The 13,294-nt window shown below is 61.1% G+C and carries 12 protein-coding genes and 2 pseudogenes; 8 read left to right on the forward strand and 6 right to left on the reverse strand.

The features are described from left to right. Nucleotides 1-2: 2 nt before the first annotated feature. From AC0L15_RS15140 to AC0L15_RS15150, 3 genes are all read right to left on the reverse strand, one after another. Nucleotides 3-1,118, reverse strand: a complete 1,116-nt coding sequence (locus AC0L15_RS15140; RefSeq protein ID WP_287249220.1) for an amino acid ABC transporter permease — start codon at nucleotides 1,116-1,118, stop codon at nucleotides 3-5. 61 nt (nucleotides 1,119-1,179) lie between these two features. After that, nucleotides 1,180-2,214 (reverse strand): transporter substrate-binding domain-containing protein, encoded by a 1,035-nt coding sequence (locus AC0L15_RS15145; RefSeq protein ID WP_287249219.1) that lies wholly within the window; start codon nucleotides 2,212-2,214, stop codon nucleotides 1,180-1,182. Nucleotides 2,215-2,245: 31 nt separating this feature from the next. Then, nucleotides 2,246-3,460, reverse strand: a complete 1,215-nt coding sequence (locus tag AC0L15_RS15150) for a trans-sulfuration enzyme family protein (protein ID WP_287064521.1) — start codon at nucleotides 3,458-3,460, stop codon at nucleotides 2,246-2,248. A gap of 78 nt (nucleotides 3,461-3,538) precedes the next feature. Between AC0L15_RS15150 and AC0L15_RS15155 the strand changes: the two genes are divergently transcribed. Then, nucleotides 3,539-4,435, forward strand: coding sequence for a LysR family transcriptional regulator (locus AC0L15_RS15155; RefSeq protein WP_287249217.1), 897 nt, complete (start codon nucleotides 3,539-3,541; stop codon nucleotides 4,433-4,435). Nucleotides 4,436-5,217: 782 nt separating this feature from the next. Here AC0L15_RS15155 and AC0L15_RS15160 read toward each other — a convergent pair. Beyond that, the gene (locus AC0L15_RS15160) at nucleotides 5,218-5,517 is read right to left on the reverse strand and encodes a hypothetical protein (protein ID WP_287249216.1); all 300 of its coding nucleotides are present in this window, start codon (nucleotides 5,515-5,517) and stop codon (nucleotides 5,218-5,220) included. 335 nt (nucleotides 5,518-5,852) lie between these two features. Between AC0L15_RS15160 and AC0L15_RS15165 the strand changes: the two are divergent. The 4 genes and pseudogenes from AC0L15_RS15165 to AC0L15_RS15180 form a co-directional block, all read left to right on the forward strand. Continuing rightward, nucleotides 5,853-5,999, forward strand: a pseudogene (locus AC0L15_RS15165) (epoxide hydrolase N-terminal domain-containing protein); the annotation flags it as partial. A gap of 94 nt (nucleotides 6,000-6,093) precedes the next feature. Next, the gene (locus AC0L15_RS15170; protein ID WP_287249213.1) at nucleotides 6,094-6,231 is read left to right on the forward strand and encodes a hypothetical protein; all 138 of its coding nucleotides are present in this window, start codon (nucleotides 6,094-6,096) and stop codon (nucleotides 6,229-6,231) included. Nucleotides 6,232-6,392: 161 nt separating this feature from the next. Then, on the forward strand, nucleotides 6,393-6,698 hold the full coding sequence (locus AC0L15_RS15175; protein ID WP_473496541.1) for a hypothetical protein: 306 nt from the start codon (nucleotides 6,393-6,395) through the stop codon (nucleotides 6,696-6,698). 685 nt (nucleotides 6,699-7,383) lie between these two features. Continuing rightward, nucleotides 7,384-7,647 (forward strand): BrnA antitoxin family protein, encoded by a 264-nt coding sequence (locus AC0L15_RS15180; RefSeq protein ID WP_287249295.1) that lies wholly within the window; start codon nucleotides 7,384-7,386, stop codon nucleotides 7,645-7,647. A gap of 147 nt (nucleotides 7,648-7,794) precedes the next feature. Here AC0L15_RS15180 and AC0L15_RS15185 read toward each other — a convergent pair. Together AC0L15_RS15185 and AC0L15_RS15190 are read right to left on the reverse strand one after the other, a co-directional pair. Further along, nucleotides 7,795-7,899 (reverse strand): annotated as a pseudogene (locus AC0L15_RS15185) (hypothetical protein); the annotation flags it as partial. A gap of 972 nt (nucleotides 7,900-8,871) precedes the next feature. Then, nucleotides 8,872-9,732 (reverse strand): helix-turn-helix transcriptional regulator, encoded by an 861-nt coding sequence (locus AC0L15_RS15190; protein WP_287249209.1) that lies wholly within the window; start codon nucleotides 9,730-9,732, stop codon nucleotides 8,872-8,874. Nucleotides 9,733-10,093: 361 nt separating this feature from the next. On the opposite strand from AC0L15_RS15190, the gene AC0L15_RS15195 reads away from it, so the two are divergent. The 3 genes from AC0L15_RS15195 to AC0L15_RS15205 are packed head-to-tail and all read left to right on the forward strand — an operon-like array spanning nucleotide 10,094 to nucleotide 13,280. Beyond that, nucleotides 10,094-11,482 carry an ABC transporter substrate-binding protein gene (locus tag AC0L15_RS15195; protein WP_287249206.1) on the forward strand — a complete coding sequence of 463 codons (1,389 nt, stop codon included), beginning with the start codon at nucleotides 10,094-10,096 and terminating at the stop codon, nucleotides 11,480-11,482. A 53-nt stretch (nucleotides 11,483-11,535) separates the two neighbouring features. Then, on the forward strand, nucleotides 11,536-12,465 hold the full coding sequence (locus AC0L15_RS15200; protein ID WP_473496542.1) for a carbohydrate ABC transporter permease: 930 nt from the start codon (nucleotides 11,536-11,538) through the stop codon (nucleotides 12,463-12,465). Beyond that, nucleotides 12,462-13,280, forward strand: coding sequence for a carbohydrate ABC transporter permease (locus tag AC0L15_RS15205; protein ID WP_023798513.1), 819 nt, complete (start codon nucleotides 12,462-12,464; stop codon nucleotides 13,278-13,280). Before AC0L15_RS15200 ends, AC0L15_RS15205 begins: the two co-directional genes overlap by 4 nt. Nucleotides 13,281-13,294: the final 14 nt, after the last annotated feature.

Raw genomic sequence — 13,294 nt, forward strand, 5'->3', positions numbered from 1 at the left:
GGTCACCGCTCCACGATGGCGATGCGGCGGTTGTACCAGTTGGCCGCGCTCGACAGGGTAAGATTAAGGGCGAGATAGGCGCCGAGGATGATGAAGACGCCTTCGATCGAGTGGCTGGACTTGCTGATGATGGTATTCATCACCGCGAGGAAGTCCGGGTAGCCGACGGCGATCGCCAGCGTCGAATTCTTGACGACATTGATGTACTGGCTATTGAGCGGCGGGACGATCACCCGCAGCATCTGCGGAATGACGACCAGCCGCAGGATCTTGCCACGTGGTAGGCCGAGCGAATGGCCGGCGTCCCACTGGCCGCGGCCGACCGACAGAACACCCCCGCGTACGATCTCGGCCACGAAACCGGTGGTGTAGATCGTGAGGCCGACGAGGATGGTGCTGAGTTCGGGCGTCAGTTCACTGCCGCCCCGGAAGTTCGAACCCGTGAGGACCGGGAAATCGACAGCGAAGCGAATATCGGCGAGCCAGAGTCCCACGACGCCGGCAGCCAGAATCGCCGGCACAACCAAACGCGGTAGGCGACCACTCCGGGCGAGACCGTAGCTGAGCGCGGCGAGTGTCAGGGCGAACAGGATGATCAGTGCGCCTGTCATGCCGATGTCGATGCTGAAGGCCGGCACGACGACGCCGCGCATGGATGCATAAACACCGGGCAGCGGATTCAGCGCTTCGCCGACCGGTGGCAGCACCTTCCACCACAACGAATAGAGAAAAATCAAAAGGACGATCGGCGGTGAGTTGCGGGCTATTTCAACCCAGACCCGGCAGGTACCCGCGGCTAGGGGATTGCTGCTCAGCCGGGTGATGCCGACGACGAGGCCAAGCAGAGAGGAGAAGAAGATGACAAGAGCGGAAATGAAGACCGTGTTGGCCAGCCCGACAACGATCGCCCAAATGTAGGGATCGCGCGATTTATAGGTGAGGATGGCCTCGGAAATGATGATCCTGGACGGCATCGTCAGGAAATCGAAGCCAATCGGGATACCGCGCGCCCTTAGATTGGCGAAGGTGGTGGAGACCAGCAACGCAGCGAAAGCGATGACAGCTGTCACCAACACGCCTTGAATGATGATCGATCTGGTCTTGGCGTCGCTCAGCATACCGGCCTCGGTTCATCGATTGAGGGGAAGGGCGCGCGCACGGCACGCCCCCGACCAGGGCTCAATCCCATGGGAAGGGATAGTTGAGACCGCCGTCTTTCCACAGCGCATTCATGCCGCGTTCGACCTTGAGCGGGCTGTCCTTGCCCAGGTTCCGGTCCCAGATTTCGGCATAGTTGCCCATCTGCTTGATGACGTTGTAGACCCATTTGTCGTCCAGCCCGAGCGGCGCGCCAAAGCCGGGCTCTTCGCCAAGCACCCGTTTGATCTCCGAATTGCCCGCCGCGAGCCTTTCATCGATGTTCTGCGCGGTGATGCCGTTGGCTTCGGCCCAGAACAGGGCGTTGATCGTCCAGCGCACCACGTCGAAGAGCTGGTCGTCGCCGCGCGCGACAGCCACGCCATTGGGCTCAGCGGCGTGGCCGACCTTGAGGATGTCGTAGTCCTCCGGATTCTTGGCCACCGAGGCACGCTGGCCTGCCGCGGCGGTGCCGTCGGTTACGTAGGAGTCGCAACGACCACCGAAGAAAGCGTCACGCGCCTGAATGGTCGAGTCGTAGTAGACCTTCTTCATGGAAATCCCGAATTCCTCCTCGGTTTCCTCAATGGCCTTTTCGGTCAGCGAGCCGCCGCCCTGCAGGCAGACAGTCTTGCCGTCGAGCAGTTTCGGCTCAGTGATGTTGTCGGCCTTGCGCACCAGCACACCGTCCGTGTCGTAGAGGTTGATCCAAACGAAACGGACAACCGTGTCCCGTGTAAACGTGATGGTGGATGTGCGCGATAGAATGTCGATCTCGCCCGTCTGCAGTGCCGGGAAACGTTGCCCGGCATTGAGGGGCACATAGCGGATTTTATCCTTGTCGCCGAGGATAGCGACCGCGAACGCGCGGCAGATGTCGGAATCGAAGCCGCGATAATAGCCTTTCTCGTCCGGGCGCGAGAGACCTGGCACGCCTTGGCTGGCGCCGCAGCTGACATAACCGCGCTCCTTGATCTTGTTGACCACGGCCTGCGCCGATACTTCGCCGACGCCGGTGGCCAGACCCACTAGCCCGATCGACATACCGGTGATCCATTTCAAACTTCTGGTTTTCATCGTTATTCCCCTTGTTTTGTTGAGTTTGGCGTCACTCGGCAGCTTTGGCATCAGCCGAGGCAGCTCCGTTCCGCCGGGCTACGGCAAAAAGGTCGAAGGCTTGGGAAAGATCGGCCAGCAGGTCGTCGGGTGCCTCGAGGCCGATCGATAGGCGCCAGACCGGACCACGCTTCAGCCAATCGGGGGCGGGCCGGTCTCTTCGCGGATCGCTGACCGCGATCAACGAATGCACACCGCCCCAGCTCGCACCCAGCCTGAACAGACGCATGCGACCGAAGACTTTGGATTGGAGCGAGGCCAGTTCCGGCCGTAGCACGAAGGAGAACACACCCGCCGAACCGGCGAAGTCGCGTTTCCAGACAGCGTGGCCGGGATGGTCCGGCAGGCTCGGGTGAAGGAGCTGGGCGATTTCGGTCCGTCCCGACAGCCACTCCATGATGCTGCGGGCCGTGGCGTCGGCGTGTCGCATGCGCACCGGCATGGTCATCAAGCCGCGCTCGCATAGCGCGCAGTCCTCTGGCGAAACGCCGTAGCCGAGAAATCGCGCCGTATCCTTGAGGCGCCGGAACAGCGCCTCATCACGCACGGCGAGCGAACCCATTAGCAGATCGCCATGGCCGCCGGCATGTTTGGAAAGCGCCTGCATAGAGATGTCGACGTTGTGGTCGAGCGGCTTGAACAGCAGGTGCGAAGCCCAGGTATTGTCCGCCGCCACCAATGCGCCTGCCCTGTGAGCTACCGCCACGATGGCCGGCACGTTCTGCACCTCCAAGGTGGTCGAGCCCGGCGATTCCACCCACACCAGCCGTGTCGTGTCGTCAAGCAGCGCAGCTATTCCAGCGTCGAGCCGGGGATCATAGGGAACGGCGTGGATGCCGAGCGGCCCCAGAAAACGGGCCATCATGTCGCGCGCCGGACTGTAAAGTGTTTCAGGCATCAGCACCCGGTCGCCGCCGCGGCAAGTGGCCATGGTCGCCAACACGATGGCGGCCATGCCGGACGGGACGACAAGCGCGCGCGTCGCGTGCTCCAGCATGGCGATATGATCCTCCAACTGACGGCTGGTCGGCGTGCCGTAGAGCCCGTAGCTGAAGCCGTCATACAGACGCTCGACGCGACGTTCGAAGGATTCCAGATCGTCGAAGACGACGGTCGACGCACGCTCGACAGGCATCGCCAGCGACCGGAACGGCTCTTGCGTACGCTTGGGAGGATGGACATGGCAGGTGTCGTCGCGCTGGGTCATAGGCAACCATAGCCATCTCGCCCATTGCTATCTATGACCGCAACGATAAAGTTAATCCGTTTTTGATATGGCTTATCCATGAACCTGCACGACGTCGATGTCTTCAACGCAATCATGATCACGCGCGGCGCTGGCGCTGCCGCAGCGCTGCTCGACACCTCGCAGCCAGCGATCAGCCGCTCGCTCGCGAAGTTGGAGGCCGAACTCGGCTTCAAGTTGTTCGACCGCATCCGCGGCAGGCTGGTAGCCACGCGCGAGGGCGAACTTTTCCATGCAGAAGTGAAGGCTAATCTGGTCGGTCTCGACCGGCTGAAGCTGCGCGCGGCCCAGATCAAGGAAGTGGGCGCGGGGACGATCCGTGTCGCCAGCTTGTCGGCACTGGGGCACGGGCTGGTGCCGCGCGCCATCGTGGCCTTTTCGCGCAAGCATCCGCAGGTGCGCATCAGTTATCAGGTGCGCACCTCCAATGTGGTGCGCGATCTGGTGGCGTCAGGCAGTTTCGACATCGGGCTCGCCGCTGACGAGGTGGACACGAGCGGTGTGCTCCACAGCGTCTTCAACACGCCGCGCGCGGTTTGCGTGATGCCGAAGAACCATCGGCTGGCGGAGAAAGCGGTGATCACGCCAACCGATCTCGCCGACGAGGCGTTCCTGGCATTGTCACCGGAGGACACGGTGCGGGTTGCGATGGACAAGGTCTTCGCCGCGCATGGCGTGCGCCCGCGCATCCTGATCGAGACCCCCTACGGCCTAACGATCGCCATTCTTGCTGCAAAAGGCATGGGAATCGGCCTGGTTAATCCGTCCGTTATCGCCGACCGCATGATCGCTGGCATTATCGCGACGCCCTTCGAGCCGGCAGTCCATTTCCGAGCGCTGATCCTGCGACCGCCAGACGGCATCAACTCGGCTCTGATTACCGATTTCACGGCGGAACTCTATGCCGCGCGCAATATGCTCTCGCCCGAAGAGTAGGCAAGGAAGCACGGTCCAGAGGCGAGGCGGACGCCAATACCTGTCCCGCGTAAAGTAGTGCCCTTCTATCCGCGGCCCTTTGCAGCATTCCAGACAGGATCGACATCACCGCTCAGGGAACGGGACCGAGAGGAGACTTTGTCATCCGCCTCCTGACCTGTGAGAGGCTGTTTCGGTCAATTCTTCCGGTTCTCGAACTGGAGGGTTGCGGGGGGCTCGGTCATTGGCCAAATCTCTGAACGGCTCGTTTCGGCGCAATGGCGCCGGGTGCATGTCTTTCACGATGTTGCCGCCGACTCTACGATGAGAGCTTTGCAGGCCTAGGCGAGGGGAGGGTGCTACGCTAGCTTACCACTGACTTCGATCGGAATCTCTGCTGTTTGTACTATTCCAGCAGAACGAATCGGATCGATGCGTGGGGAAAAATCGCACGTCGGCGCGCAATATCGCGCCCTGGCGTAAAAGGCGGTGGCTCCCCGGGCCGAACGAAACTGCGAACTATGTGCTGCCGATTCCCCTCGAAACTACGCCACAGCCCACGATCAGGATTCGGAAGCGTGATCGCGATCGCGCCGAGCGGATCCGGCTTGCCGGTGGTCCGAAGCCGAAATTGAGGGAACGCGCCGTCCGGCTCGCTCTTGAGAATCTGGACGGGCCAGGGCCGCGGACATCGTCGCAGGCCCGCTGGCGACAGCGAAGAATCTACTGGAAGTCCCCTTTGCGCCCCTAAGCGGGCATTGGACATCGCCCTTGCGCACGGCGCAGTTTGCCGGGAAGCCACCCTAGGCATTCAATCCCCGGTCGAGCGCGCGCTCTGAACGCTCGGTTTGTTCGAGCGCCTCGTCCATCGCTGAGGTCACCCGACTGATGTGACCCTCAAAGCTGATATCGAGCTCGAAGCGCGCGAAGCGAGCGCCGCACAACTGGGAAGCAAGTGATCCCGCAACAGCAGGGCGAGCATGCAGGTCTCCGGAGCGATGGAAGGCGGGCCTGCTCGGGCGGAAACGCTTCGCTTCCGGAAGGAACCGCAGCTGATGCGGCCCCGTGAACGGATGGGCGATGCAGCGCAATGATTTGCGCATTTTTACAATCGCTTCCCCGCCGCGCCCTCTAGCCTCATCTCATCACAACACGCCTGAGTTGAGAGATGAACCGCCGTCTCTACTCAGGGGCTTCACCAGCAACTCCATCTTCTCACAGGAGACCTCTGCCATGACCAAACCGACAGCTTTCGAAATTGCTAACCCGAGGCCCAGCTTGCCGACCTGAGATATCGGCTCTAACACACGCGCTGGCCGGATGAGCCGACCGATGCGGGCTGGGCCATGGGAACCAATCTCGACTATTATGAAGCGGCTGACCGATTACTGGATCAATGACTACGATTGGCGGCGGGCAGAGGCGGGCTTGAACGCGCTTGCCAAATTTCAAGGTCAGCATCGACGGGATCGAGCTGCATTTCGTCCACCAGCCCTCGAAGAAACCGGATGCGACTCCGCTCCTGCTGCTGCTTGGCTGGCCGGACTCGTTCTATCGCTACCACCGGGTGATCGAGCCGCTGTCCGAGGACTTTCATGTCATTGTCCCCTCCATTCCCGGCAGCGGCTTTTCCGGCAAGACCGCCCTCCCGATGGACATGGTCGCCGTTCGCGCGTCTGATGACCGAGACGCTCGGTTATGGAAAATTCATCGCTGCGGGCGGCGACGGCGGATCCATCATCTCGATGTCACTGGCCCAGCGTCATCCGGAGGTGCTGCTCGGCTATCACGTGACCGATGTCGGCTATCCGGACTAGAATACCGATTTCGCCGCCTTGACTCCGCCTGAACAAGCTTAGCCGGCGCCATCCGGCAATGGTTCTTTACCCACGGCGCGTTCAATCTGATGCACGCGACCAAGCCACAAAGCCTGGCGTTCGCGATGAACGACTCGCCGGTGGGCATCGCGGCCTAGATTATGAGTTTCATGGCCGGAATGGGCATCGGTGACGAGGCGGATGCGCGGTTTGGCCGTGACGACCTGCTCAGCAATATCATGATCTATTGGCTAACCGAGACGGCGCCCTCATCTTTCTGGGTCTATAACCAGAATGCGATGCAGCCGCCGACCATCAAGGGCAAGAACACCAAAGTTCCGGTTGCCGTGGCCAGCGAAGCGCCCATCCCCGGTGGCGTGCGCCTTCCGCGTGAATGGGCGGACCGCCAGACATCGGTTCCACGACATGGAGAACGCGGAGCATTTCGCGGCCTGGGAGGATTCTAGCTTCTTTGTCGGCGACATCCGCCAGTTCGCGGCGCTCCTGTAGGGCTGATCGCGGTAGCAGGCCTGAACTCCATGGGCGCGTCAACGGGCGCATCACGACCGATATCAAGTGATCCACGACTAGCGCCGCGGGTTGGAAATAAACCCCCGGCCGCCGTCCGATCAGGCAAAAACGCGCTTCATGACGAGGGGCCGCGCAGAATGTTATCCAGAGATTCTCTTTCCAATCGTCAGATGCGGAACGGCTTAGAGGCATCTCTATAGGATATCTTCGCGCGCCACGCTCACCATACGCCGGATAATTGCAGCGAACGCGTGCACGATGCTTGCCGGTATCTTCATACCTGATGGCGCCGTTCGCGGCTGTTTCGACGAAGCCAATAGCGACGTCGAAGTCATAGTCCCCATCTCGCGAGACGCTGTTGTTCAGGATGCTGAGCTGGACCGAGGTGGCATCTGGAAAACTGGCAGTGTAAAAGATCAGTTGCGCCGCCGCCGTCGAGGGCGTAGCCACCAACACGCCGGCAAATAATGCAATGGCGCGCATTTCCTCCTCCTGGGGAGGCGAGACCATTGCCTCTCGCGTCGACATTCGATTCACTGTTCCAGGCAGTCGGCCGAGGCATTCAGCTGCGTTTTGCGTTGCATGTCTCCTTCCTTTCATTATCTTGAGTCAGGACCATCGATGGCAAATCCTCCGCGCCGACCGACAAATCCAATGGCTGCCGCCGAAGCCGCGTTCAAGCCTGCCAAGAAGCCGGCCGCATCGATTCGCGAAACCGCAGCTGCTCCAAATTTCAGAGAGCTTGTTTCAATCAGGATTGATCGAGCTGTCCTGGATTATTTCCAGGGCGACGGACCGGGCTGGCAGGACCGTATTAACGATGCTTTGCGGGCCACGGTCGAGAAGCGGATCGGCGAGGACGACCGTCCGGACGCCATCACCTGAGCATCGCAGAGCCGCCGGGCGGAGCTGGCGGCGGCCCAGGAAAGGCGCTCTGCCCGAAGCAAAATGAGCACCGGGCGATATCCCCCGGCATTTAGGACGGGATCAGTGAAACGCCGGTGGTTGCCACTATGGCGACTGCTCAGCGGCTTATTCTTTCCGGAGAGCCCGCTCTGGGAGTTTGAGCTTCCACGTCTCGATCAGAAACAGGCGTACGGCGCTAGCGCTGTGGATCGCAAGCCGTGCGATCCTCGCGTCGACCCGCTTAAACCCGCGTTCGCGACCATGTGCGTCGCCGCCGTGGGTTCGAGCGCACCGATCGACTGCACCGCGGTTATCAGACCAGACAGCGTATGGCGCACATCCTCGGCGATTGCATCAGGTAACCCTTCTTTGGTCGGTGATACTCCCAGCGGTTCCCGCACGGCGCGATAGAGGCCAGAGATATCTTGCTTCGCCGGCAGATCAAGATTGCTCTCAATCAGTATCGATCGACACACGCTCTCGACGACCGAGCATGCCGCCGTAACCGCATCCTCGGGATCGCGCTCGGCGCTATCCAAGGCGCGTTGGAGATCGCGCTGGACCGTATCGAGGTCGAGGGCCTGAATAGCCGCTGAGAAAGCGCTCACGATTGGGGCATGTCGCCCCAAATTAACGAGACGTACGTGCATGCCATCACGTTCAAGCCGCAGATCCTCGAAGGCAAGCCGCGCATTAAGATAGTCCATTGCTTCGGCATGCCAGTCGTCGTGACCAACATAATCTCGAGGATCGACTCCCTTGATTAAGAGCTTCTCGTATATGTCATCAGCATCGGGAAACATGCCAGCCGACATCAGTGCGCGGACGGTCTCCGAAACGCGCGACGTGCCTTCGAGCTCGTAGTGCAGCCCATAGTTCTTGAGGAGAGCCTTCAGCTTCCAGCCTTGGCGGTATACGCCAACGGAGTTTTGTGCGCCGGCTGCACCGCCACTGATTACTTGTGCAAGCGCCTCAATTGACTGATCGGAAAGCGTGATTCGCATGGACTACTACTACATGGCCGACATTGCCATGCTACGATCGAAAGCCGTCCGTCTGCTAGCAGCCGCAAGGCCGTCCTCGGAAAGGCGCCCCATTCCGCCAGCAGAGGCCAACATTCCCTTCATCCAAGAGCGGATGTTGGAGCATCCATCTTCCTGGCTCGTCGATCGGCCGCGAAATAGCGGCACCAGCCGCACCAGCCTACCCAGACGTGACCGGCCACGAGGTGGTCGCCGGCGCCTTGACGAAGATTGCAAATAGTTCGCGCTGAGAGGATATGCGCATCTTGGCATAGATATTCTTGCGGTGAATGCGCACCGTCCCGGCTGAGATGCCCAGCAGGTTGGCGATCGACTCGGAGGAGTGACCTTCAAGAACGAGGCCGACGACCTGCAGTTCTCGTGGGGTCAGCGGCGGCATGCCGCGTGCCTCCAATGCATCCTGCACGGTGCGCCGCATCACTGCCTTGTCGTCTTCGACCGGCGTCGCGGTCTTGAGCCTTTCGTCGGTGCGCCAGTGCATCTCAACGATGCGCCGGACCAAGGGCTCGACGATACGCAGCGTGCGCAGGTCGTGCGCGGTGAAATTCTGGCGGCTGGGCGCGCGCATCAGCGACGTCGCTACGATCCACCCGTCCTTGCCGGGGGAGAAAAAGGCGATCTCGTCGACCGGTCCGGTCTGCACATAATAGGACTTGTAGTATTCGCTCTTGTAGAACTGGTCGGGCGCAAGGTCGGACAGCCGGTAAACTCCCGACCGCGTGCCGTTCGCCGTCGCCTTATAGAACGGATCGAGTAGGTAAGGCCCGATCTCGTATTCCCGAACGTGGATGTCGAACTGCTTCGGGGCGAAGGTGTGGTGCACGCACAGCGGCTTGCCCGGGCCGCTATAGGCGAAACTCACCGTGTAGTCGAATGGTGCGAGACGATGGATGGTTTTGGCGAATGCGTCGGGGAACTGGTGCGATCCCACCTGCGCGAGAAGTTCGCCAAGGGCGTCAAACCATTCGGGATCCGACAGCAGGCGCCTGCCTGACGCTGCTGCAGAGGCTTCGTCCCTCACCGTCGCTCCTATCCCCAAATGCATATGCGTTTTGGATTACACTGTAAGGGAAATATCCCATGATCGGCATGCTCTTATAGGCTTTGTCTAGTTTGTGGAATATGCCTTCTTCGTACCAAGAGCTACGCAGGCAGGCGTCGATAGCATATACTGACACCCTGAGGCCTTGCGGACCTGAGGCCTCGCGGACAAGTCGGGCGATTCCGCGCGCAGTGGTGGAGGACTTGAATGGCGGATCGCCGCCAACACGCCATAGATCTCACGGGCGGCCCGGGCACGGCCCGATCCCCCGGCGGACCAGCATTCAAGCCCAGCCAAGTTGGACAGCACCGCAACGACAATTAACCAAAGGGGAATCTCGATGTTTGGAGACAGTTCACGCCTACGCATGCTGATAACGGCACCGGCGCTCGCGGCATTCGCGACGCTCGGCATTGCCGGACAGGCCGGTGCCTGGACGCTGGAGGAAGCGGCGGCGCCGTACAAGGGAACCACGATCCGCACTATTGGCGAGGCGCTGCCGCCGCTCGAGGCGATGAAGAAGCTGGCGCCCGAGTTCGAGAAGCGCACCGGCATCACGGTCGAGATCGAGATGTATGAGGCGTCCGAGACCGCCAGCAAGGTGATGCTCGACCTCAACTCAAAGCGCGGCCGCTACGACTTCATCCTCCAGCAGCACCGCAATGTCGGCAAGTTTGTCACCAACGGCCATGTCGAGCCGATCGAGCAGTTTATGACCTCGGCGACGCTGCGCGACCCCGAGTTCAAGCCGGAGGAACAGCTGTACCAGGGTCTCTGGAAGGAAATCTCTTGGTACGGGGGCAAGGCCTATGGCTTCCCGTTCACCGCGCTCACAATGTACGCTTGGTATCGGTCCGATCTCCTGACCGACGCCAAGGAGATGGACGGCTTTAAGGCCAAGTACGGCTACGACCTCGGCCCGGCGCAGGACTGGAAGCAGTATCGCGACATCGCCGAATGGTTCAACCGCCCTGACCAGGGTCTCTACGGCACCGCACTGCAGGGCAAGCGCCACGAAGCGCTGTGGTACGAGTGGCTGAACTTCCTCTACTCCTTCGGCGGCGACATGCTGGAGGTGAAGTCGGGCTCCGAATGCGGCCCGGTCATCGTCAACAGCCCGCAGGCCATTGCCGCGACCGAATACTACAAGAGCCTGATGGCCTTCTCGCCACCCGACACGCTCAACTACTTCTGGGACGACGTCATGGCGTTGATGCAGCAGGGCAAGGTCGCCGAGCTCATCATGTGGAACGACGCGACCTACGCCGTCGCCGTCGATGAGAATGTGTCGACGGTCGTCGGCAAGATGGGTTTCGACATCATGCCGCAGGGTGAAGGCGGCAAGGTCGCTCAGGTGGAGGGCTGGTCATACCTCATTCCAACGGCGTCCAAGAACAAGGAGGCCGCATACCTCTTCATCCAGTGGATGCTGGAGTACGAACAACAGCTCAACCAGCATCTGAATGGCGGCGCTTCCGCAAGGCCAGATGTTTATGCATCCGCCGAGGTGCAGAAGCTGCCGTATGCCAAGGCATCGATGGCGTCCAATGAGGTGGCCAAGCCGAAGCCTACGATCCCGCAGGCGAGCGAGATGACCGACATCCTAGTGCGCGAATTGTCCTCCTATCTCGCCGGCGAGAAGGAAGCAAAGGCGGCGCTCGATGAGTCGGCCAAGGAGATCTCGGCGCTGCTCGGGGCCTGCGCACCGATGAAATATCCGGTGCAGTGAGGGCTGCTATCCTAATCCCGTGGGGACAACCCCGGGAGAACGCCGGGCATATCATGACCAAATGCACTCGACCTTTGCGCGGACAGTTCCTGCTCGACCGCGGCGCATCTATGCCCCTGATCCTGCCCGCGGCGCTGCTCGTCCTCGTCTTCCTCGTGGGGCCTTTTTATTACATGGTTTACACGGCGATGACCGACTTGAGTTTCGCCAATCCGGACCAGAAGGGCGTATTCATCGGCTTCGACAACTTTCGCAGGCTGGTGCGTGAGGATGCAATCTTCTGGGGCTCCTTCTGGCGTACTATCCGCTTCGTCCTGGTCGCGGTGTCGATCGAGTTCCTGCTCGGCTTCGCGCTGGCATGGCTGATCTGGCGCTACATCGAGCGGCAGCGCCTGCTGACGACGCTGCTGCTGGTGCCGATGATGCTAGCTCCTGTCGCTGTCGGGCTGATCTGGCGCCTGCTGCTGCAGGGCGACTTCGGCATGGCGACGCACTATCTGCGGGCCGTTGGCCTGCTGTCGCAATCCAGCGCCGTCTTCTCGTCGCCCAGCCTCGTCATGCCCACCATCATCGCCATCGACGTCTGGCAGTGGACGCCTTTCGTGACGCTGATCATCCTGGCCGGGCTGATGAGCTTGCCGCGCTCGCCCTTCGAGGCAGCGACAATGGACGGTGCCGGGCCGTGGCGGCAGTTCACCGACATCCTGTTGCCGCTGATGCGCCCGATCATCGCGCTGGTGCTTCTGCTGCGCGGCATCGACGCCTTCAAAGAGTTCGACAAGGTCTTCATCATGACCGGCGGCGGCCCCGGTACCGTCTCGGAACTGCTCTCGATCTACGCCTACCGCGTCAACTTCAAGACCTGGAATCTCGGCTACGGCGCCGCGGTCTCGTTCATGGTCTACCTCGTCGTGCTGATCATGTGCTCGGTCTTTTACAAGGCCGTGTACTGGAAGTCGGCGGACCAAGGGGCTAGGCCATGAGCAAATCCTGGAAGATCCTCGCGATCGGAATCCTCGCCTGCGTCCTGGTGCTTGCGCTCACGCCGTACGTCTGGATCTTGCTGACGTCCTTCAAGGGCCGCCTCGATATCCTCTCGACGCAGCCGACCTGGTTCTTCATGCCGACCTTCGCCAATTATCCGGCGGTTTTCATCGATAAGGAATATCTCCCCCTCGTCTTCAATTCGCTGGTCATCTCGCTGGGATCGACTGCGCTGTCGATCCTGATCGGCGCGCCTGCCGCCTATGTGTTCGCGCGCACGGATTTCGCCGGCAAGGAAGACCTGTTTTTCTTCTTCCTGACGACGCGCATGGCGCCGCCGATCGCGATCGCGGTGCCGCTCTTCCTGTTCTTCACGACAATCGGCCTGACCGACACGATCTACGCCGTGGTGATTGCCCATACGAGCTTCAATCTGTCCCTGGTCGTCTGGATGATGCGCGGCTTCTTCGCCGAGATACCGAAGGAGATCGACGAGGCGGCGATGATGGACGGGCGCTCGAAGCTCGGAGCATTCGTGCGCGTCATCGTGCCGCTGGCCGCGCCCGGACTCGCGGCAACGGCGGTGCTCTGCTTCATCATGTCGTGGAACGAGTTCCTCTACGCCTTCATCCTCGTGGCGTTCGAGGGGCGGCCGCTGACGGTCGGCATTCCCGGCCTGATCACGCCACACGGCACCCTGTGGGGGCAAGTCGCCGCGGTGGCAGTGGTCGCCACCCTGCCGATCATCGTCTTCACATTTCTCGTCCAGAGGCACCTCGTGCGCGGCCTGACCTTCGGCGCGGTGAAGGGCTAAGGACCAGCGGAGCA

This window comes from Mesorhizobium sp. WSM4846 (assembly GCF_055811415.1).